The organism is Mycobacterium sp. IDUB_24, assembly GCF_055419385.1.
This window is the reverse complement of record NZ_JBVAXO010000008.1, coordinates 191,370-212,070: the sequence shown is the minus strand read 5'-3', so window position 1 is coordinate 212,070 and position 20,701 is coordinate 191,370. Positions and strand designations below refer to the sequence as shown.

Sequence of the window (20,701 nt, the reverse complement as noted above, 5' to 3'; positions counted from 1 at the left end):
AAGCGGCTGCATATATCGGCCATTGGACGCTAACGGGGTTGGCCGCTGGGCTTACCCGTTTGAATCGACGTGACCTGAAGTGGTTTCGTCGAGCAGGTGACCGAAATTGCGTTGCCGGCCGCGGCCCGAGCCGACGATCCAAATCGCCCCTGCCTGCGGTGCACTGACACTTCGCCGGAGTGCGGGTGCGAATCGCACTGTTGCCGAGCTACTTTCAGCGCGGTATTGCCACCGCAACGCGACCGGCCCACACCGCCACCCGATTTCGGCGAATTCCCGGGTGTCACCCACAGCGGCCTGCCTCGTCGTGCAGAATATGAGCTCGCGTCAGCGCCCGTCGCCTGTGCCACGCCCATCACACCGCCGTTTCCCGGGAGCAAGCTTGGTCACCCACCCAGTTTCCACACCGCATCCGCCGCATCCGCCGTATCAGCCGGTTCGCCGTGGACGGCACCGGAAGGCGCCGCAGCGACAGTGGCTGCCTGTCGGGATCGGAGTGGCGGCCGCAGCCGTGGTCAGCTCCTTGCTCACCGCATTCGTCATCATGACCACGTTGGCTTCCAAGCTCTCGGCCAGGGATTCGGTGTACGCCGTCGGCGCCAGAACGTATGAGGTGATACCGAATCGGCCGCAGCAACCCGTATTCACCGAGAGCGCCACCGCTCCGCTGACCGCTGCGTTCGCCTCCGACGGGTCCGGCTTCGTCGACTCCCAAGCGCGCTGCCGCGATACCCAGACCGCGCGGGCCATCGGCCGCACCGAAGGTTCGCTTGTCGTGATCTGCCTGGACCGCACCGGCCGACTGGAATACCACGGCGTGCGGCTGACCGACCGGGCCGCTCTGGCGGCGTCGGCCGATGTCACGCCGGGCCGCAGGTTCGTCGCCCGCAACTACCAGGTGAACTACGCGGTCTCACCGACCGAGTTGCTCGTCACCTCGGGAAGTGCGGTCCTCAAACGCGAACCGATGGTCGAATACCGCGAAATCCTGTCGACGCCGGTAGTCGTGGCACCGCGGTAAGCGCGCTAAGCTGGCCGCTCATCGGCCATGCGGCGGGAGATCGATGTCCACATTCTGGCGGTATATCCGCATCCAGGCCATGGTGTTCGTATTCGGAATCGTCGGACCGATCTTCCTGATCATTTACTTTGCTGCACAACCAGATCCGACTTTCAAGTGGATGTACTTCGCGGGTCTGATCATCACTGCCGTCGACGTTCTCATCGCGCTCGAGGTGACCCGCAGCACCGCACGGCCGAACACCACCACCAGCGACCTCCCGGAGTGATGTGGCATGGACTCCTCGTCGGCATTCGAACTTGCACGCACCGATGCGATCGGGCAGGCAGCACTGGCCGCCGCCGGCGAGCTGACCGCTGTCGAGCTTCTCGACGCGGCAATCGCCCGGGTCGAGGCGACCCGCGGACTCAACGCGGTGATCACCGACCTGTTCGAGAGGGGCCGCGCACAAGCTGCCGCCCTCGACGAGTCCGGAGTGCTCCGCAACGAGCAGGCCGGCCCGCTGGCCGGGGTGCCATTCCTGCTCAAGGATCTCGGTGCAGCGCTCGCCGGTGCCCGCGAGGCCATGGGGTCGCGCGCGTTGCGCGACCATGTCGCAACCGAATCCGCATGGACGGTGGACCGCTACCTGGACGCGGGCCTGGTGGTGTTCGGCAAGACCAACACCCCGGAGTGGGGCAACCACTGCACCACCGAGCCGATGCTGTTCGGCCCCACGGTGAACCCCTGGTCCCCCCTCGTCACCCCGGGTGGATCCAGCGGCGGGTCGGCAGCGGCCGTGGCCGCCGGGGTGGTGCCCGCGGCCTCGGGCGGCGACGGCACCGGTTCCATCCGGGTGCCCGCCTCATGCTGCGGCGTCGTCGGCCTCAAACCGCGGCGCGGGCGGTCGTCCTTCGCCCCCGACGGTGGCCACGGACTCGAAGGCCTGGTGAACGGCCACGCCCTCACCCGCACAGTGCGCGATTGCGCGGCACTGCTCGACGTCATCACCGGTAGCGCCCCCGGCGACCCCTACACCGCCGCGGCCCCGGCGGTCCCTTTCCTCCAGTTGGCCGCTCAGACCCCACCGGCCCAACGCATCTTGATCGCCACCTCGTCACCCTTTCCCACCGACCGGATCGACCCGGAGGTGGTGGCGGCGGTCGAGGCGACGGGTCGTCTGCTCGAGAGCCTCGGGCATCGGCTCACTCCAGGGGCTCCGACCATCGATGCGGATGCGGTCGCGGATGCCATCGCGGTGCTGCACACCGTCAGCAACGCTGAACTACACGACCTGGCCGCCGACCACCTGGGACGGGCGCCGCGTGAGGACGAATTCGAGCCGAGCACCTGGGTGATGATGCGCGAGGGCTTCACCACGACGGGAGTGGCGTACGCGAACGCGATCTCGGCGATCCATGCCCAGACCCGTCGGTTCACCCGGGAAATGGCTGGTCACGACGTATTGCTGGTACCGACGCTGCTGACCGGTCCCCCGCCGTACGGGCTGCTGAACCAACCCCGGGGCACCACCCGGGCCTTCTTCGACGTCGAGTTCGCCACCACCGGATGGACCGCCCTGGCCAATGTGACCGGCTGGGCGGCGATCTCCCTGCCACTGGGCCAGACGCGGGACGGCTTGCCGATCGGTGTACAGCTGATGGCGCCCGACGAGTCGATCCTGCTCAGCCTGGCCGGTCAGCTCGAGCTGGCGGCCCCGTGGGCCCCCCGCATCCCGCCCCGATGGGTGGCCGCCACCACCGTGACGTAGCCCGCATATCCTCTGAGGCGAACGGGTGCGTCACCGGCGTATTACACCGCCCGGCACCCCACAGCACGACAACAGCACGACCGTCTTCAAAGGAGTGGACAACCTCATGGTGAACCAGCAGCAGGCCGACAAGATGACCACGGGCAAGGGCTTCATCGCCGCGCTCGACCAGAGCGGTGGGTCGACCCCCAAGGCCCTGCGTCTCTACGGTGTCGAGGAGAGCGCCTACTCCTCCGAAGAGGAGATGTTCGACCTGATCCACCAGATGCGCTCACGCATCATCACCTCCCCGGTGTTCACCGGTGACCGGGTGCTGGCCGCAATCCTGTTCGAGCAGACCATGGATCGCTCCATCGACGGCAAGCCCACCGCCACCTACCTCTGGGAGGACAAAGGCGTGGTGCCGCTGCTCAAGATCGACAAGGGTCTGGCCGAGGTCTCCGACGGTGTGCAGGTGATGAAGGCGATGCCCGGCCTCGACGATCTGCTGGCCCGTGCGGCGAAGAACGGCATCTTCGGCACCAAGGAGCGCTCGGTGATCGGCGCGGCGAACGCCGACGGCATCGCCGCCGTGGTGGCCCAGCAGTTCGAGGTGGCCAAGCAGGTGCTCTCGCACGGCCTGATTCCGATCATCGAGCCCGAGGTCACCATCTCGATCTCCGACAAGGCCGAGGCCGAGGATCTGCTCCGCGACGAGATCACCAAGAACCTGGATGCACTGCCCGCCGACCAGTTGGTCATGCTCAAGCTGACCCTGCCGACTCATGCGAACCACTACCAGTCGCTGGTCGATCATCCGAAGGTGATGCGGGTGGTCGCGCTGTCCGGCGGGTACTCGCGCGATGAGGCCAACAAGATGCTTGCCGAGAACTCCGGCGTGATCGCGAGCTTCAGCCGGGCGCTCACCGAGGGGCTGTCGGCTCAGCAGAGCGATGACGAGTTCAATGCCACTTTGGACAAGTCCATCCAATCGATCTTTGAAGCCTCTGTCGCGTCCGGCGCAGAGTAATCGGACCCGGCGAGGCGCACACAGATGGTCATCCCGATCGATCGCCCCAAACTGGAGGGCAATGTCGCCGTCGACGACGGCCGCCAACTCGGATTCGCCGAGTTCGGCGACCCACAGGGCCGTGCGGTCTTCTGGCTGCACGGCACCCCGGGTGCCCGCAGGCAGATCCCGACCGAGGCCCGGATCTACGCCGAGCGGAACCACATCCGGCTGATCGGGGTGGACCGTCCCGGCATCGGCTCCTCCACGCCACACCAGTACGACCGCGTGCTGGATTTCGGTGACGATCTGCGCACCATCGCCGACACGCTCGGCATCGACAAGATGGCCGTCATCGGGTTGTCCGGCGGCGGTCCCTACACGCTGGCCACCGCGGCCGCCATGCCCGACCGGGTCATGGCGGCCGGGGTGCTCGGCGGTGTGGCGCCGATGGTCGGCCCCGACGCGATCAGCAGTCCGTTGATGCAACTCGGCGCGGCAGTCGCACCGATCCTGCAGGTGGCCGGCGCACCGATCCGGTTGGCCGCCTCGGGCCTGATCCGGCTCATCCGGCCCGTCGCCTCCCCCGCGCTGGAGATCTATGCGCGCATCTCCCCCGAAGGAGACCGGCGCATGCTCGCGCGGCCCGAGTTCAAGGCCATGTTCCTCGACGACCTGCTCAACGGCAGCCGTAAGCAACTGGCCGCCCCCTTCTACGACATCGTGGTGTTCGAGCGTGACTGGGGCTTCCGACTGGACGAGGTCAAGGTTCCGGTGCGCTGGTGGCACGGCGACCACGACCACATCGTTCCGTTCGCGCACGGCCAGCATGTGGTCTCCCGGTTGCCCGATGCGGTGATGACCGAGTTGCCCTACGAGAGCCACCTCGGTGGACTGGGCTGCGCCGAGGAAATCATGGGCACCATGATCTCGACGTGGGACCAGGCGAAAACCGACTGAGCTCGCCGAGGATTTGACCTCAACCATTGTTGAGGGTCGAGGCTGTTGTCATGACAAACTCGATGAACCAGATTCGGCCGGACCTGTGGGAAACACGCACCGACACACCGTTTCCCGGACTGACCACGCACGCCTACCTGTGGACGCCGGACGGGCCCAACGCACTGTTCTACTGCCCGGCCGGCGACGCCGACTTCGCCACGCTGGACTCGCTCGGCGGAGTCGGCGACCACTACCTGTCACACCAGGACGAGGCTGGACCGATGCTGGCCCGCGTCGCCGAGCGGTTCGGTTCCCGGTTGCACGCACCTGCCGCCGAACGCGAGACGATCGAGCGGCACAACCCGATCGACGTACCGCTCTCGCACCGACATGTCGATGACCGCGGAGTCGAGGTGATCCCCACCCCCGGTCATTCTCCGGGCAGCACGAGCTATCTGGTGGAGGGCGCCCAGGGCCGCTATCTGTTCACCGGGGACACCATGTTCGTCGCGGCCGACGGGCGATGGTCGACCTTCGTGATCCCGGGCGTCGGCGATGCCGCAGCGATGGCCGACAGCCTGAACGTGTTGGCGCGCCTGCAACCCGATGTCGTCATCTCCAGCGCCTTCGGGGCGCGTGCGGTCACCGTCCTCGATAAGGGCACCTGGCCGGCATGCGTCGACGAGGCGCGGCGCTCGGTACCGGTCGCCCACTGACGTTCGAGTAGCGCACTACTCTAGGCCCGGCTCCGGCCTGCCCCGATACTTCGAACAACTGGCGACGAGCCAGCTCGGTGCGGAGGTCGGCAATGGCAACGATCGGCGAACACGCAGTGGTGCTGGGCGCGAGCATGGGCGGGCTGCTGGCCGGCCGCGTCCTGGCCGACTTCTACGACACCGTCACGCTCGTGGAGCGCGACGTGCTGCCCGACGGCGCGGCCCAGCGACGGGGCGTCCCGCAGGGCAGGCACGGCCATGGCCTGCTCAGCGGTGGGCTGCAGGCGTTGGCCGAACTGTTTCCGGGGCTCCCCGAGGAACTGGCCGCCGACGGTGCGACGGTGCTCGACGGGCCGAACCTGTCACTCGTCTCGCTGACGTTCGGCGGTCACCGGCTCAATCTCAACCGGGAGCCGTCCAGACCGATCGCGACCTATCTGGCGAGCAGACCGTTCCTGGAAGGTCATGTGCGGGACCGGGTGCGCGCGATTGCCAACATCGACATCCTCGACGGGCATGACGCGGTCGAGTTGCTGATGACCGACGCCCGGCGCGTGACGGGCGTCCTGGTCGCTCCCCGGGGCGGCGGCACCGGACAGGCGATAGCCGCCGATCTGATCGTCGACGCCATGGGGCGGGCCGGCCGGTCCCCGGTGTTCCTGGAGAGCGCGGGATTCGGACGTCCGGCCGAAGACCGGGTCGAGGTGAAGGTGGCCTATTCCAGCCAACTGTTGAGCTTCGGCGACAACGTCCCACGCGATCGCCTCACCCTCGTGGGTACTGTTCCTGAAAGACCAAGTGGTGGATCATTGTTCGCCTACGAGAACAACACGTGGCTTCTCACCACCGCCGGGATGGCGGGCTGCGAACCACCGACCGATCTGGCCGGGATGATCGACTTCGTCGAGGATGTGTTCCCGGCCGAGACGGTCGCGGCCCTGCGCGAAGCCCAACCGCTGGGACCGGCGGCCACCTTCCGTTATCCCGCGAGCGTGCGCAGACGGTATGAACGCATGCCCCGTTTCCCCGATGGTCTCCTGGTCTTCGGTGACGCGATCTGCAGCTTCAATCCGGTGTACGGGCAAGGGATGTCGGTGGCCGCGCTAGAGGCGCTGGCGCTGCGCGACTGCCTGGACCGGGGCGCCGACGATCTGGGACGCAGGTTCCTGCGGGCCGCCGCCGACTGCGTCGACACGCCATGGCAGATGGCATGCGGTGCCGATCTGGCGCTGCCGCAGATCCCCGGCCACCGGCCGGTCTCGATGCGGTTGTCCAACTGGTATACCGAACGGGTGCTCGCGGCTGCCGAGGACGATCCGGTGGTGACCGAGGCGTTCTTCCGCGTGATGAACCTTGTCGACCCACCCAGCAGACTGGCACAGCCGTCCATCGTGGCGCGGGTGGCGCGCAGTACCCCGCGACGACGCCGAGAAGCCTCCCGGCCCCGGACCGTTCCCGCAGCAGCGGCCGTCCGCGAGGAAGTGGCGGGCTAGTCCACGGTTTCGGAGAGCGCCCGGCGCAGCAGATGCATGGCGACCGTGGTGGCCCGCTCCCGGATGTCGGATCGGTTGCCAGGGAGCCGGAGGGTTCGGGTGATCGCGGCCGATCCGGCCCGGACCGCGAAACATACGGTGCCGACGGGCTTTTCCGGAGTGCCGCCGTCCGGGCCGGCGATGCCGCTGATGGCCACCGCGGTATCGGCGCCGAAATGGTGCAGCGCGCCGTTGACCATGGACTCGACCACCGGTTCGGACACCGCACCGTACTCGGCGATCAGAACCGGATCCACGTTCAGCAGTTCGGCCTTCGCCTCGTTCGAATAGCTGACCACCCCACCGGCGAAGTAGTCCGAGCAGCCGGGGATGTCGGCCAACCGGGCGGCCAGCAGTCCGGCCGTGCAGGATTCTCCCGTGGCGATCCGCCGCCCCGCCAGCAGAGCGGCCACCTGCTCGTCCACGGTGGTGCCGTCCTCGGAGTACAGCGCGGCACCATGCCGGTCGCGCAGCAGGGTCAGCAGATCGTGGTAGGCACCGGCAGCGTCGGGCTCATACCGGGTGACGATCTCGAGTTCACCGCGGCGCAGGCACGTGGTGATCTCGAGTGCATCGAAGCCCGCGACGGCGCCCTCGGCCTCGCGCAGGGTCTCGGCCAGGCCGGATTCCGCCAGGCCGAACATCCGCACCATCTCCTGCCGGTACTTCGTCCGGCCCGCGATGGCCTGTTGCACGGCCTCGGTAGCGACGGCGGTGTGCCACATCGGCTGCAACTCCCGCGGCGGGCCGGGCAGCACCACCACCGTCGGACTGCCGCTCACCACCACGCCTGGCGCGGTGCCGACGGGCGCGAGGACGTCCGCGCCGACGGGCACCAGGGCCTGTTTGCGGTTGGCCGCGCGCACCGCGTCGAAATCCACACCCGGTCGGTCGCCGATCATCTTGCGCAGGATGGCGGCGATCCGCTCCTCCATCGCCTCGTCGAGCACGAGCTCGCGACCGCAGAATTCGGCGACCGTCGCCACGGTGAGATCGTCGGCGGTGGGTCCGAGCCCGCCGCTGGTCACGATCAGGTCCACGCCCTCGGCGGCGAGGAACCGCAACTGTGCCTGGATGTCCCGGGGACGGTCGCCGCAGATGGTGATGTGGGCGAGTTCGACTCCGAGCTCGAGGAGCTGGTCGGCCAGCCACGGACCGTTGCGGTCCTGAACCCTGCCCGTGAGTACTTCGGTTCCGGTAACGACTATGCCTGCGCGTGCGCTCACCAGATGAACACTACGCAGCAGGGTCTCGCCGCCACCTAGAAGCTGTAGCCCAGCTCGGCCGGAACGTCGCTCGCGAAGGCCGCACCGAGCTGCCGCACCACGGCTGAATCCTTGCTGCGCAACCGGTTTGCGGCGACGAAGGCCTCAGGTCGGTGGGTACCGAGGTAGAGACTCCCGAGCACGTCGAGCCCCAACTCGATGTCAGCCGGGGCCTCGGTGGGCGTACACCGGGCCTGGCCGTCCCGAATCTGCAGGGCAAATCGTCCGCCGTCATCGCGGAAGCCGTCGGTGACGTCGAGGACGGTGTCGAGGTCGGCCAGGTACCGGCGGGACTCAAGGGCAACCGGGATGTCCATGATCCGGATCCACATGTCGTCGCTGCTCGAGGTCACCCGGGCCAGCCGTGGATTCGTCAGCAGGTAGGGCAAGGCCTCGCCCGGGTGCGTCCAGATGCTTACCTTCTCCATGAGGTCCATCCCCAGCAGTGCCCGCCACAGGGCGATGTAGGCATCGGTGGTCACCGCGGTGACCTCGCGTACGCGGATCGACCGGGATTCGTCACCGTGTACGCGGTACATCGCATAACCGTCCGGGTGCAGGAACGCGAACAGTTCCGATCCGCCGTCTCGAGTGTTCTCCCGGTCGGCGAGCAGGTCGTCCCACAAGGGCGTCGGGCACACCAGCCCGCCCGGCGTCTGCTGTCGCCAGCGGTCGTAGATCGCGGCGAACGTGTCGCGGTGCTCGGCGGGTGTGACCAGCCGGACTCCGCCGGGGTCGGGGACGGACGCCTGGAACTCGGCGAACCTGCGGTCGATGGTCAGCAGGTGCACAGTGGTGGCCGGGCCGTAGCCGAATCGGCCATAGATGCCGCCTTCACTGGCGGTGAGCGCGGCGATCGGATATCCCGCTTCGGCGATCCGGCGATGCAACTCCGTGTACATCGAGCGCAGGATGCCGCGGCGTCGATGAGTGGGCGCGACGGCCACATAGCTCAGACCCGCCGCGGGTAGGACCGCGCCACCGGGCACTGTGAGAGTGAGATCTAGATAGATCGACTGGCCGACGATATTTCCGTCGCCGGTGCCGTCAGACATCACCACGCCACCGTCAGCGGGCACCATCTGCCGCCACGCCGACATCGAATCGGGGTGGTTGACCTCGCCGAAGGCGGTGTTGCCCAGCAGCGCCATTCCCGCCCAGTCGAGGTCGGTGACGCTGTGCAGCGTGAGGGTTGTTGCCGGAGAAGCGACGTTGTCGATCACAGAAACCGACAGTGCCACACCGTCACCGGCCAGGGCGACCGATTTTCCGGCCGCGCCGGCGGGCCGGTGGGGTGAGTCAGCGCTTGAGCCAGTTGTTCAGCGTCGCCAGTTCACGGGTGTAGGTGGTCATGATGTCGTCCTGGTACAGCGTCGCCCCGCTGATCTTGGTCGGGCCCTGCCACACCACCCTGATCCGGTTCGCCCCGCGCTGGTAGTCATCCACCCGGTCGAGGTCGCGGTGCCGCCATCCACCGCTCTCGGCCAGCCGGCCGACCTCATGGCGCTCATCGGTTGTGGTCATCTGCCGATCCTATCGCCGTACCCGCTGGTCGATCGGCACCACCGTCGGTGCGCTGTTGTAGCCGCCGACGCGAACCCAGTTCGCGGCATGCTCCGATCCGGCCACGGTGCCGGTCACCTCGACCGTCTCCCCCGGATACACCGTGACGTAGTTGTCGGAGTACTCGATCGGCAGGATCTCGTCACCGTCACGGGTGGTGGTGATCTCGGCACGTTCGAAGAAGGCGATGTGACCGCCCGGATTGTGTAGACGGATCTTCACGCTGGCGCCGCCGTCGGGCGATTCGGTGCGGTGCGCGGTCACCTCCAGCGGTGCCGGCGCCATGGTGTTGAGCGGCGTCATGTCGGCCCAGCCGGCCTGCATCAGGTCGAAGGCCTGGTCGTTCACCGGGGGGCCGACATCATCCCGTTTCTGCGACTGCCAATAGGTGTTGTCCGCGACGACGGCGCCGGACTCGTCGAGCAGTTCGCAGCGGACGAACACCACCGGCGAGTCGAGGGCCAGCCGGGGCAGCGTCAACCCCGGCGCCGCTCCGTTCGACGGCACGGCCGGCACATCGGCACCGCGGTCGTCGCGTATCCGGCCGGTCAGGTCGTAGGTACGCACCCGCACCCGAAGACCTGTCCGCTCCTGCGGTGACTGATTGACCACCTTGACGCCGGCTGTGTCGTGGTCACCGGTCGCATATGAGTCGAAGACCACCGACAGTGGACGCAGCCCCTTCTTGGCTCCGAAGTACGCACCGCCGGGACGCAGATAGTAGTCGAAGAGATGGCCGAAGAACGACGGCCAGTGATTGTTGAGCATCCAGTAGATCGTCATCTTGTGGTTGTCCCACCCGCCGGCCGCGAAGGCCTCGAACTGTGCGCGGGTCGACTCGTAGTGGGCAAGCTGCGCCTTGCGGGCGAATTCCTCTGCGCCGCGCGATGAACCGTAGCGCTGCACCACCGCCGTACGAATGCTCTCCAGGGCGGCGTTGCTGGGGTTTGCCCCAGCGTGGAAATACCAGGCCTCGTTGATCGGCCACAGCTTGTCCTTCGGGATGAACTTCTGCAGGCTGGCGAACGGCGGGATGTGTTCGTTGTCGCCCTGTTCGGCATTGGAGCCGCGGGTGGCCTGATAGCGGCCGTCGAACCAGTAGCTCGGTGGGCGCCAGGTGTACGGGCCCGCCATGTGGATGCCATCCCAGTCGGGCTCGCCGTTGGCATCGCGGGCCAACGACGACACCGTGTCGACGACGGTGTTGGGCCAGTGCAGCTCACCCAGGATGCGGTGGTAGCCGTCGAGCACCGGCGCCGGGGGCTTGCCGTCGCTGCCGTTGGCCCACAGGAACGCCGAGGCGTGCCCGCGCAGGGAGAGGATCTGTGAGCGCATGCTCTCGTCGGCCACCCGCCGGTCCTCGTCGTCCCACTGCCACCACTTCTCCCACTGGTTGCAGCACATCCACCCGTACATCAGTGGAATGCCCAGTTCATCGGCCCGCTCGATGATGTTGTCGCCCGGGAACTTTCCCTCCAGGCGCAGCATGTTCAGCCCGAGGTCCCGGACGTATCCGAGGATGGCGTCCTCACGCTTCGGGTCGTAGGAGAACAGCAGATCTGGGGTGTACGCCGCACCCCGGACCAGGAAGTCGCGCCCGTTGACGGTCAGGTAGAAGCTGCCGCCGCGGCCCAGATCGGGAAACTCCTCGTCGTTGTCCCGGTGCTGCGCCACGGTCCGGATGCCGAATCGCGAATCCACGGTGTCGTCTGCCCGGCCGTACCGCACGAACTCCAGCCGCAGGTCGTACAGGTCCGGCTTGCCCATGGTGTAGGGCCACCACAGGTCCGGGTCGCTCACCCGCAGCGCTGCGAAAGTGTCCGGATCGAACCGGATTTCACGCTTCTCCCCCGGCGCCAGGCTGACCGCTTGATCCACCGAGATCGTCGGCTTTCCGGGTCGGCTGATCCGGGCCCGCACCACGCCGCGCATCGGAACGTCGGCGGTGTTTCGGATGTCGGAGTAGACCGTGAGCCGGGCGTGAGCGGTGTCAGGCAACGGCAGCTCCGAGGTGACCAGCGGGTCGCTGAGCACGACCTGGCCCGAATAGCTCAGGTAGACGGGCTTGAAGATGCCCGCATTGCGGTCGGCCACATAGGAATTGCCGCGCAGCGGGTTCTTGTCCGGGCCCTGGTAGCCGATGCGGTTCCAGTTGAGCCAGTCCCACCAGCTGTCAGCCAGCTCGACCCCGTCGATGTCCTGCAGCGCCTGCTCGGGTGTCACCTTCACGGCGAGCGTGTTGGCGCCGCCGGGGTTGATCCACAGCGTGGCGTCGATCTCGTGGACCGTATGCATGCCGACCACCAGTGAATTGCCCGCGATCAGCTTGCCGTTGAGCCAGACCTCGGCGCGGTAGTTGATGCCGGGGAACTCCAACCGGTAGCTCGAGCTTCCCTGCGGTGCGCTGAACGTCGTGCGGTACCACCAGTCCTGGCGGTACAGGTCATCCGGCACATCGGCCAGGTTGTCGCCGACATACAGGTCCGGGTAGGTGCCGTCGTCCTGCAGTGCCGCCAGGACGGTGGACGGCATGTGCTTGACGGAGTGCCAGTCGGCGTTCACCTCGCCCGGCGTGGACAACGCCGCACCGTCGGCCGTCACGGTCCGCGCCGAGGCCAGCTGCCAGCCCTGCGCGAGCTCCACCCGTCCCGACGGCGGCTCCGGCCTGGCGAACGGCGGGAAATCAGCCGCACACAGTGACAACACCAGCAGCGCGACGACAACGAGACCCGCCAGACTCAAGCCGGCGCGGCGATTCCGGGCGGAAATGGGCAGCTCCTCAAGGACCGGTCCGGCACCGTGTCGGTGAGTCGATGCCGTGACCGGTCATTCTGCCGTGGTGAATGCCGCCTCGTGCGGCCGGTGCACCCTCAGAGCTTGTGCGGGACGTCGTTGACGAGGCCACCGTCCATGACGAACTCGGCACCGGTGGCGTAGCGGGATTCATCGCTGGCCAGGAAAACCACGAAGCTGGAGACCTCATCGGGCTGTCCGGGCCGGCCCAGCGGAATGGTGAGCATGTCCTCGGGGAAATGCTCGGTCATCGGGGTCCGGATGAATCCTGGGTGGATCGAGTTGACCCGGATCTGCTTGGGTCCGAGCTCGAGCGCCGCGGACTTGGTCAGGCCGCGCACCGCCCATTTGGAGGCGACGTACGGGTGCACCATGGCCGCACCGCGCAGTCCCTCGATGGACGAGACGTTGATGATCGAACCGCCTCCGGCGGCTTTCATCGCCTTCACACACGCCTGCATGCCCAGGAAGGTGCCGGTCAGGTTGACGTCGATTACCTTCTGCCACTGGGCCATATCGAACTTGCCGATCTGGCCGATCGCGACGATGCCGGCGTTGTTCACCAGCACGTCGAGCGACCCGAACTCCGAGGTGGCGGTCTGCACCGCGGCGTCCCACTGGTCGGCGTCGGTGACGTCGAGGTGGACGTAGCGCACCGCGTCGCCGAGCTCGGCGGCCAGCTTCTTGCCCTCGTCGTCGAGGATGTCCCCGATCACCACCTTGGCGCCTTCGGCGATCAGCGCCCGGGCGTGCTCCGCGCCCATACCCCGCGCGCCGCCGCTGATGAGTGCCACTTTTCCGTCTACCCGTCCCATGACGGGTGAGGCTACCGCCTGCGGCGCGAAATTAGAACCTGTTCCAATTTGGGCACCGGATCGGCATACTGCGACTAGACCGCACACCTTGAGGAGACCTGTATGGCCATTCGCGTGGCGATCGTCGGCACCGGAAACTGCGGCCGGTTGGCCCTGATCCAGCTCATCGACGACCCCCGGTTCGAACTCGTCGCGGTGGGCACCTCGACCGAGGCGAAGGTCGGCCTGGACGCCGGCGAACTGGCCGGACTGGGCGGCGTCACCGGGGTCACCGCCACGCTGGGCATCGATGCCTCGATCGCCGCCAAACCGGACTGCCTGGTGTACTGCGCGATGGGTGACACCCGCCCCGTGGAAGCCACCCGCGATGTGATGGCCGCACTGGCCGCCGGGATCAATGTGGTCGGCTCGGCCCCGGGCGGCCTGCAATTCCCCTGGGGCGCCATGCCGGAGAAGGCCATCGCACGGGTCGAGGAAGCTGCTCACGCGGGTAATTCAAGTGTGTTCATCACCGGGGTCGACCCCGGGTTCGCCACCGACCTGGTGCCGTTCGCGATCGCCGGTACATGTCAGCGCATCGATCAGATCAAGACCATGGAGATCGCCGACTACGCCACCTATGACGGCACCGAGGTGATGTCGATCGTCATGGGATTCGGCAATCCGATCGACCAGCCCGGAATGTTGTTTCTCCCCGGAATCCTGAGCGCCGCTTGGGGAACCGCGATCCGGATGCTCGCCGCCGGACTGGGCGTCGAAGTCGAAGACATCACCGAGCACTACGAGTTGGAGCCCGCGCCCGAGGACATCGAGGTCGCGACCGGCGTCATCGCCAAGGGCACAGTGGCGGCGATGCGCTTCCAGATCAACGGCATGGTCGGCGGTAAGCCGGTGATCGTCGTCGAACACGTCACCCGGGTGCGTGCGGACCTGCGACCGGACTGGGCGCAACCGGCCCAGCCCGGCGGCTCCTACCGCGTCGAGATCACCGGCGAGCCGTCGTATGTCGTGGACATCTGCCCGACCAGCGATCGAGGTGACCACAACCACGCCGCGATCGTGGCGGCGGCCGGGCGCATCGTCAACGCCATCCCGGATGTGGTGGCCGCGCAGCCCGGTATCCGTACCACCCTGGATCTGCCGCTGGTCACCGGCAAGGGTCTGCACAAGCTGAGCTAGGCACCGGGTCGCAGCCGACGATCGCCCCGACGCCGGCTGCCGGGACGCGGCACGGTGAGCACCGGCCAATCCTGGTCGGTGGCCACCGCGGCCAGGCCCGGTCGCGGGTTCACCGGCCGGGGCCGGCCCACCAACCGCATCAGCGCGCCGTCTTCGTCGCCGTCGGCATAGAAATAGCTGTGGGCCAGGTCGACCTGCCTGGCATGGCAGAAATCTTGCACCGCAGCGGCTTTGCGCGGTCCCCAGATGATGGGCTGGACGATGCCCCCGGTCAGCCGCCCCTGGCCGTCGGTCAGGAAGTGATTGCACAGCACGTGGCTGATCCCGAGGTGGCGGGCAACCGGCTCGGCGTGGATGGTCAGGGCCGAGGAACTCATCACGACGGTATGGCCGCGGTCCTGGTGACGACGCACCACGTCCCGCATGTGCGGGTAGACCCGCTGGTTGATGCGACTCTCGAACAGGTACTCACCCAGCTCGTCGAGCTCGAGCAGAGATTCGCCCCGGAGGTATCCGGCCGCCCGAACCAGCAGCCGCTCGAATGGCATCCGGCCGATCCGATACCGCACCGAGGCTTCGACGATTCCGAGGATCTCGCCGGCAGCGGCCTGCCGCCGGCGGATGCGGTGACCGGCGTGCGCCGTGGCGGTGAATCCGTCCACCAATGTGCCGTCCAGATCGAAGAAGGCCCCCACCTGCGCGCCACCGGGACCGTCCCCGATCTCATCGAGCGACTCGGGTGGCGACAACGTGCGGCCCATGGGGCTAGTACATCAAGCCGCCACGACAATCGGCCAGTCGAGACTGGATCAGGACTAGAACAGAAGGATGTCCGAACAACTGCACACCATCGCGATCAAGGACATCGCGGCCGTCATCGCCACCGGCCGATTCGAGGCCGCGAAGCACTGGTATGCGCGGCTCCTCGACCGCGAACCCGACCTGGAACCGGTTCCAGGTGTCGCGGAATGGCAGCTGACCGCCACCGCATGGCTACAGGTCGTCACCGATCCCGCCGGCGCAGGCCGGACCGCCGTGCGGTTCGGGATCGACGACCTCGAAGCCACCGTCGCCCGGCTGCGGGGCGACGGTGTCACAGTCGGAGAGCCGCAGGTCATCGCTGACATGGTCGCTGTGATCGACGTAGCCGACCCGGACGGCAACGAAGTGTCCTTCGTCGCGGATCTCGCCTGAAACTTCTGGGTCGAGCCCCCAAACGATCCGCCGTGGTACTAAACTAGAACACGTTTCACTTCTGTCCGGGTCGGATCGACCGGGGACTCGCAAACCGCACCGCCACCACAAGGAGCTCCGAATGCACACCGCACTCTGCGACGAGCTCGGGATCGACGTCCCGATCTTCGCATTTACCCACTGTCGCGACGTCGTTGTCGCCGTCAGCAAGGCCGGTGGTTTCGGCGTGCTCGGCGCCGTCGGATTCACCCCCGAGCAGCTCGAGATCGAGCTCAACTGGATCGACGAGCACATCGGTGACCACCCGTACGGCGTCGACATCGTGATCCCGAACAAGTACGAGGGCATGGACGCCAACATGTCGGCCGACGACCTCAAGGGAATGCTCCAGTCCCTGGTGCCCCAGGAGCACCTGGACTTCGCCAAGAAGATCCTCGCCGACCACGGCGTGCCGGTCGACCACAGCGACGATGACGCCCTCCAGCTGCTGGGCTGGACCGAGGCCACCGCGACGCCTCAGGTCGAGATCGCGCTGAAACACCCCAAGATGACGCTGATCGCCAACGCGCTGGGCACGCCCCCGGCCGAGATGATCAAGCGCATCCATGCCGAGGGCCGCAAGGTCGCGGCGCTGTGCGGATCGCCTTCACAGGCCCGCAAGCACGCCGACGCGGGAGTCGACATCATCATCGCCCAGGGCGGCGAGGCCGGCGGTCACAGCGGTGAGGTCGGCTCGATCGTGCTCTGGCCCCAGGTGGTCAAGGAGGTTGCGCCGGTTCCGGTGCTGGCCGCCGGCGGCATCGGCAGCGGCCAGCAGATCGCCGCGGCACTGGCACTCGGCGCGCAGGGCGCCTGGACCGGATCCCAGTGGGTCATGGTCGAGGAGTCCGAGCACACCGAGGTGCAGCACGCGGCCTACGCGAAGGCGACCAGCCGCGACACCGTCCGTAGCCGGTCGTTCACGGGCAAGCCGGCCCGCATGCTCCGCAACGACTGGACCGAGGCCTGGGAGGACGCGGACAACCCGAAGCCGCTCGGCATGCCGCTGCAGTACATGGTGTCCGGCATGGCCGTGGCCGCCACACACAAGTACCCCAACGAGAGCATCGATGTCGCGTTCAACCCGGTGGGCCAGGTGGTCGGCCAGTTCACCAAGGTGGAGAAGACCTCCGCGGTGATCGAGCGCTGGGTGCAGGAATATCTGGAGGCGACGGGCAACCTCAATGCGCTCAACGAGGCCGCCGGCGTCTGATCGGCGCCGCGCCGGCCGCGAAGTCGACGAAATGGCTGCGAGAACCTAGGTTCTCGCAGCCATTTCGTCTTTTTCGGGGAGGTTCTGGTCCCAGCCACCGCCACTATGTATGGTGACATACATAATCGTCGAAAGGGCGTCGACATGGCTGGTCCTCGTGAGCGCATGGTGGCGTCGGCGGCATTGCTGATCCGGGAGCGCGGCGCACACCCGACCGCGATCGCCGACGTACTGGCCCACAGCGGCGCGCCTCGCGGCTCGGCCTACCACTACTTCCCCGGCGGCCGTACCCAACTCCTTTGCGAGGCAATCGATTACGCCGGTGATTATGTGGTGGCCCGGCTGGCGGAAGCCGACAGCGCCGCGGCTCTGCTCGAAGGCATGATCGAGATGTACCGCAAGCAGCTTCTCGGTTCGGACTTCCGCGCAGGCTGCCCCGTGGTCGCCGTCGCGGTGGAGGCGGGCGATCCGCAGCAGACCGAGGCGCCCGACCCTGTGCTGGAACGCGCCGGAGCCGCGTTCACCCGGTGGACCGGGTTGATCACCGACCGACTGCGCGCCGACGGAGCCGATCCGGACCGTGCCGACGAACTCGCGATGCTGATCCTGTCGGCCATCGAGGGCGCGATCGTCATTGCCCGCGCCACCCGTGACCTCAAACCGCTGGACCTCACCCACGGTCAACTTCGTGCACTCCTGCCGGAAGGAACATCGTCATGACCGCCGACCAATGGCAACCCACCGCCTGCATCCTGTGCGAGTGCAACTGCGGCATCGTGGTGCAGACCGAAGGCCGGTCGATCACCAAGATCCGCGGCGACAAGGACCATCCGGCCTCACAGGGCTACACCTGTAACAAGGCGCTGCGGCTGGACCATTACCAGAGCAGCACCAACCGCCTGACCTCGCCACTGCGCCGCAAGCCTGACGGCAGCTACGAGGAGATCGACTGGGACACTGCGATTTCCGAGATCGCCGCCGGTTTCCTCGCCATCAGGGACAGTCACGGCGGGGACAAGATCTTCTACTACGGCGGCGGCGGGCAGGGCAACCATCTCGGCGGCGCATACAGCGGCGCGTTCCTCAAGGCGATCGGGTCGCGGTACCGGTCAAATGCCTTGGCACAGGAGAAAACCGGCGAGGCGTGGGTCGATGCCCACCTCTACGGCGGACACACCCGCGGCGAGTTCGCCCACGCCGAGGTCTCGGTGTTCGTGGGCAAGAACCCGTGGATGTCACAGAGCTTCCCGCGCGCCAGGGTGGTGCTCAACGAGATCGCCAAAGACCCGGACCGAGCGATGATCGTGATCGATCCGGTGATCACCGACACTGCCAAGCTCGCCGACTTCCACCTGCGGGTGAAGCCAGGTACCGACGCCTGGTGCCTGGCTGCGATGGCGGCGGTGCTGGTGCAGGAAAACCTTTGCGACGACGCATTTCTGAAGGCTCACGTCAATGGCACCGAGCCGGTTCTCGACGTGCTGCGACAGGTGCCGATCGCCGACTACGCCCAGCGGTGCGGCGTCGACGAGACCCTGCTGCGCCAATCGGTGCGACGCATCGCCGCCGCCGGCAGCGTGGCGGTGTTCGAGGACCTCGGCATCCAGCAGGCGCCCAACAGCACCCTGTGCTCATACCTCAACAAGATGCTGTGGATTCTCACCGGAAACTTCGGCAAACGCGGTGGGCAACACCTACATTCGTCGTTCGCCCCGTTGTTCGGCTCGGGTGGGGTCGGGCGCAGCCCGGTCACCGGCGCACCTGTGATCGCCGGCCTGGTTCCGTCCAACGCGGTGCCGCAGGAGATCCTCACCGATCACCCCGACCGGTTTCGGGCGATGATCGTCGAGAGCAGCAATCCGGCACACTCGATCGCCGATTCCGCAGCCGTGCGGGCTGCTCTGGATTCGCTGGATCTGCTCGTCGTGATCGACGTCGCGATGACCGAAACTGCGCGGCTGGCCGACTATGTCTTGCCCGCGGCCAATCAGTTCGAGAAACCCGAGGCGACCTTCTTCAACCTCGAATTCCCGCACAACGACTTCCATTTGCGCCACCCGCTGTTCGAACCGCTGCCCGGGACCCTGCCCGAACCGGAAATCTGGGCCCGCCTGGTCCGTGCGATCGGCGCGGTCGACGATGCCGAGCTGGATCCCTTGCGCCGCGCCGCCCGGGAGGGACTGGATGCCTACGCCGCAGCATTCCTGGGAGCGGTGGGTGCCAATCCAGGCCTCGGCCGGGTGCTGCCGTACGTCCTGTACGAGACGCTCGGACCGGCGCTTCCAGACGGCCTGGCCGGTGCCGCGGCCCTGTGGGGCTTGGCCCAGAAGACGGCGATGACGTACCCGGACGCGGTCCGGCGCGCTGGTCACGCCGACGGCAACGCGCTGTTCGAGGCCATCCTGGCCGGCCGGTCCGGGTTGACGTTCACCGAACACGAGTATCAAGACGATTTCGCCCTGATCAGCCATCCGGATCACAAGATCGCACTCGACATGCCCGAAATGCTCGACGCGGTAAGGGCTTTGCCGAGCACACCCGCAGCGCTGACCACCGCAGAGTTCCCGATGGTGCTCTCGGCCGGCGAGCGGCGTGCCTACACCGCCAACGACATCTTCCGCGACCCCAGCTGGCGCAAGCGCGATACCGAGGGCGCGTTGCGGATCAGTGTCGAAGATGCCCGGGCCATCGGCCTGCTCGACGGCGACCGGGCCAGGATCACCACCGCGGCGGGAGCCGCGGAAGCCATCGTGGAAATCAGCGACACGATGTTGCCCGGACACATCGCGCTCCCCAACGGGTACGGCCTCGACCACACCGACGGCCAGGGACAGTCGATTGTGCCCGGAGTCGCTCCAAATGAGCTCACCTCGTCACAGTGGCGTGACGAGTACGCGGGCACCCCGTGGCACAAGCATGTCCCCGCTCGGGTGGATCGGATCCCGGCCGCAAGCGTGACTGCCTGATCGGCTCGTCCGGACCTCAGGGCAGGGGCGCCGGCGACGGACCGGCCGGCACGGCGGGCGCCGGCAATTCAGGCGCCATCGGCGTGCCCGGTGGCATCGGCGTGCCGGGAGACAGCGATGCTCCCGGCGCAACGGGTCCACCCATCGGACCCGACGCGCCCGGCGAGACCGGGACGTTCGGACCGGGTGCCTGACCGGGGACCGGCGTGTTCATCCCGCGTTGCGCGACGCCGAGTATCAGTGCTTCCTTGCCGCTGATCTCCTGGCTCTGCACGGCGTGCCACAGATCCTTGAGATAGCTCAGGTTCGGCGTCTCATTTCCCTGTCCGCTGGGGTCCATCGTCGCTCCCGGCGGCAGGGCGTCCGGGCTCGCCAGGTGTGGGGTCCCGACCTGCGGCTCGACCGGCAGTGCCCCCGGATCTCCGGCAGCCTGCGCTGTCGGCCCGGGTACCGGTCCGGGCGCCGATGCCGGCCCAGGTACCGGGGCGGGAACCGGAGCGGGCGGGACCACCGGGGTGGCTGGTTCGGCAGCCGCCGCGCCGGCCAGCGACAGCGCAACGAGCGGCCCCGACACACCGCACGCCAGTAACGACGCAATCCTCCGGATGTCGACACGCATCTCTATTTCCTCCTGCTGTTGCTCCAGGGACAGATGGTAACGCTGAGTGCATCGTCGCGCTCGTTCAATCGTTACAGCGCAGGCATCAGAACACGTTCCAATACCA

Annotated in this window: 19 protein-coding genes; 12 read left to right on the top strand and 7 right to left on the bottom strand. The window is 67.3% G+C overall.

Features of this window, described 5'->3' with window-relative positions:
• The first annotated feature begins 382 nt into the window (after positions 1 to 382).
• The 7 genes from ACZYZF_RS25885 to ACZYZF_RS25855 all read left to right on the top strand — a co-directional run bounded on the left by ACZYZF_RS25885 (position 383) and on the right by ACZYZF_RS25855 (position 6,910).
• Positions 383 to 1,021, top strand: coding sequence for a hypothetical protein (locus tag ACZYZF_RS25885; RefSeq protein WP_463747891.1), 639 nt, complete (start codon positions 383 to 385; stop codon positions 1,019 to 1,021).
• A 43-nt stretch (positions 1,022 to 1,064) separates the two neighbouring features.
• A complete protein-coding gene (locus ACZYZF_RS25880) occupies positions 1,065 to 1,289 on the top strand; it encodes a hypothetical protein (protein WP_463747890.1) in 225 nt (74 codons plus the stop codon).
• 6 nt (positions 1,290 to 1,295) lie between these two features.
• Positions 1,296 to 2,771 carry an amidase gene (locus ACZYZF_RS25875; RefSeq protein WP_463837196.1) on the top strand — a complete coding sequence of 492 codons (1,476 nt, stop codon included), beginning with the start codon at positions 1,296 to 1,298 and terminating at the stop codon, positions 2,769 to 2,771.
• A gap of 106 nt (positions 2,772 to 2,877) precedes the next feature.
• Positions 2,878 to 3,780 carry a fructose bisphosphate aldolase gene (locus ACZYZF_RS25870; protein ID WP_463747888.1) on the top strand — a complete coding sequence of 301 codons (903 nt, stop codon included), beginning with the start codon at positions 2,878 to 2,880 and terminating at the stop codon, positions 3,778 to 3,780.
• A gap of 24 nt (positions 3,781 to 3,804) precedes the next feature.
• Positions 3,805 to 4,719 (top strand): alpha/beta fold hydrolase, encoded by a 915-nt coding sequence (locus ACZYZF_RS25865; protein ID WP_463747887.1) that lies wholly within the window; start codon positions 3,805 to 3,807, stop codon positions 4,717 to 4,719.
• Between the two features lie 50 nt (positions 4,720 to 4,769).
• On the top strand, positions 4,770 to 5,417 hold the full coding sequence (locus ACZYZF_RS25860) for an MBL fold metallo-hydrolase (protein WP_463747886.1): 648 nt from the start codon (positions 4,770 to 4,772) through the stop codon (positions 5,415 to 5,417).
• Between the two features lie 92 nt (positions 5,418 to 5,509).
• Positions 5,510 to 6,910, top strand: a complete 1,401-nt coding sequence (locus ACZYZF_RS25855; protein ID WP_463837194.1) for an FAD-dependent oxidoreductase — start codon at positions 5,510 to 5,512, stop codon at positions 6,908 to 6,910.
• On the opposite strand, the gene ACZYZF_RS25850 is transcribed toward ACZYZF_RS25855, so the two are convergent.
• The 5 genes from ACZYZF_RS25850 to ACZYZF_RS25830 all read right to left on the bottom strand — a co-directional run bounded on the left by ACZYZF_RS25850 (position 6,907) and on the right by ACZYZF_RS25830 (position 13,385).
• Positions 6,907 to 8,175, bottom strand: a complete 1,269-nt coding sequence (locus ACZYZF_RS25850; protein WP_463837192.1) for a competence/damage-inducible protein A — start codon at positions 8,173 to 8,175, stop codon at positions 6,907 to 6,909. The genes ACZYZF_RS25855 and ACZYZF_RS25850 overlap by 4 nt on opposite strands.
• A 35-nt stretch (positions 8,176 to 8,210) precedes the next feature.
• On the bottom strand, positions 8,211 to 9,437 hold the full coding sequence (locus tag ACZYZF_RS25845; protein WP_463837191.1) for an enhanced intracellular survival protein Eis: 1,227 nt from the start codon (positions 9,435 to 9,437) through the stop codon (positions 8,211 to 8,213).
• A 76-nt stretch (positions 9,438 to 9,513) separates the two neighbouring features.
• The gene (locus tag ACZYZF_RS25840; protein WP_463747882.1) at positions 9,514 to 9,738 is read right to left on the bottom strand and encodes a hypothetical protein; all 225 of its coding nucleotides are present in this window, start codon (positions 9,736 to 9,738) and stop codon (positions 9,514 to 9,516) included.
• A gap of 9 nt (positions 9,739 to 9,747) precedes the next feature.
• Positions 9,748 to 12,474 carry a glycoside hydrolase family 2 protein gene (locus tag ACZYZF_RS25835; RefSeq protein ID WP_463837332.1) on the bottom strand — a complete coding sequence of 909 codons (2,727 nt, stop codon included), beginning with the start codon at positions 12,472 to 12,474 and terminating at the stop codon, positions 9,748 to 9,750.
• A gap of 173 nt (positions 12,475 to 12,647) precedes the next feature.
• On the bottom strand, positions 12,648 to 13,385 hold the full coding sequence (locus tag ACZYZF_RS25830) for a glucose 1-dehydrogenase (RefSeq protein ID WP_463747881.1): 738 nt from the start codon (positions 13,383 to 13,385) through the stop codon (positions 12,648 to 12,650).
• A 102-nt stretch (positions 13,386 to 13,487) separates the two neighbouring features.
• Between ACZYZF_RS25830 and ACZYZF_RS25825 the strand changes: the two genes are divergently transcribed.
• Positions 13,488 to 14,564, top strand: coding sequence for an NAD(P)H-dependent amine dehydrogenase family protein (locus ACZYZF_RS25825; RefSeq protein WP_463747880.1), 1,077 nt, complete (start codon positions 13,488 to 13,490; stop codon positions 14,562 to 14,564).
• Here the strand turns inward: ACZYZF_RS25825 and ACZYZF_RS25820 are convergent.
• A complete protein-coding gene (locus ACZYZF_RS25820; protein WP_463747879.1) occupies positions 14,561 to 15,325 on the bottom strand; it encodes an HAD family hydrolase in 765 nt (254 codons plus the stop codon). The two genes, ACZYZF_RS25825 and ACZYZF_RS25820, sit on opposite strands and share 4 nt — an antisense overlap.
• Before the next feature lie 67 nt (positions 15,326 to 15,392).
• On the opposite strand from ACZYZF_RS25820, the gene ACZYZF_RS25815 reads away from it, so the two are divergent.
• The 4 genes from ACZYZF_RS25815 to ACZYZF_RS25800 all read left to right on the top strand — a co-directional run bounded on the left by ACZYZF_RS25815 (position 15,393) and on the right by ACZYZF_RS25800 (position 19,976).
• The gene (locus tag ACZYZF_RS25815) at positions 15,393 to 15,758 is read left to right on the top strand and encodes a VOC family protein (RefSeq protein ID WP_463837189.1); all 366 of its coding nucleotides are present in this window, start codon (positions 15,393 to 15,395) and stop codon (positions 15,756 to 15,758) included.
• Positions 15,759 to 15,879: 121 nt separating this feature from the next.
• Positions 15,880 to 17,010: a nitronate monooxygenase gene (locus tag ACZYZF_RS25810; protein ID WP_463747877.1), complete on the top strand. Its 1,131-nt coding sequence runs from the start codon at positions 15,880 to 15,882 to the stop codon at positions 17,008 to 17,010.
• A gap of 144 nt (positions 17,011 to 17,154) precedes the next feature.
• Positions 17,155 to 17,730, top strand: coding sequence for a TetR/AcrR family transcriptional regulator (locus tag ACZYZF_RS25805; RefSeq protein WP_463837187.1), 576 nt, complete (start codon positions 17,155 to 17,157; stop codon positions 17,728 to 17,730).
• Positions 17,727 to 19,976, top strand: a complete 2,250-nt coding sequence (locus ACZYZF_RS25800; protein ID WP_463837185.1) for a molybdopterin-dependent oxidoreductase — start codon at positions 17,727 to 17,729, stop codon at positions 19,974 to 19,976. Before ACZYZF_RS25805 ends, ACZYZF_RS25800 begins: the two co-directional genes overlap by 4 nt.
• A gap of 16 nt (positions 19,977 to 19,992) precedes the next feature.
• On the opposite strand, the gene ACZYZF_RS25795 is transcribed toward ACZYZF_RS25800, so the two are convergent.
• Complete coding sequence (locus ACZYZF_RS25795; protein WP_463837184.1) at positions 19,993 to 20,595, bottom strand: hypothetical protein; 603 nt, start codon at positions 20,593 to 20,595, stop codon at positions 19,993 to 19,995.
• Positions 20,596 to 20,701: the final 106 nt, after the last annotated feature.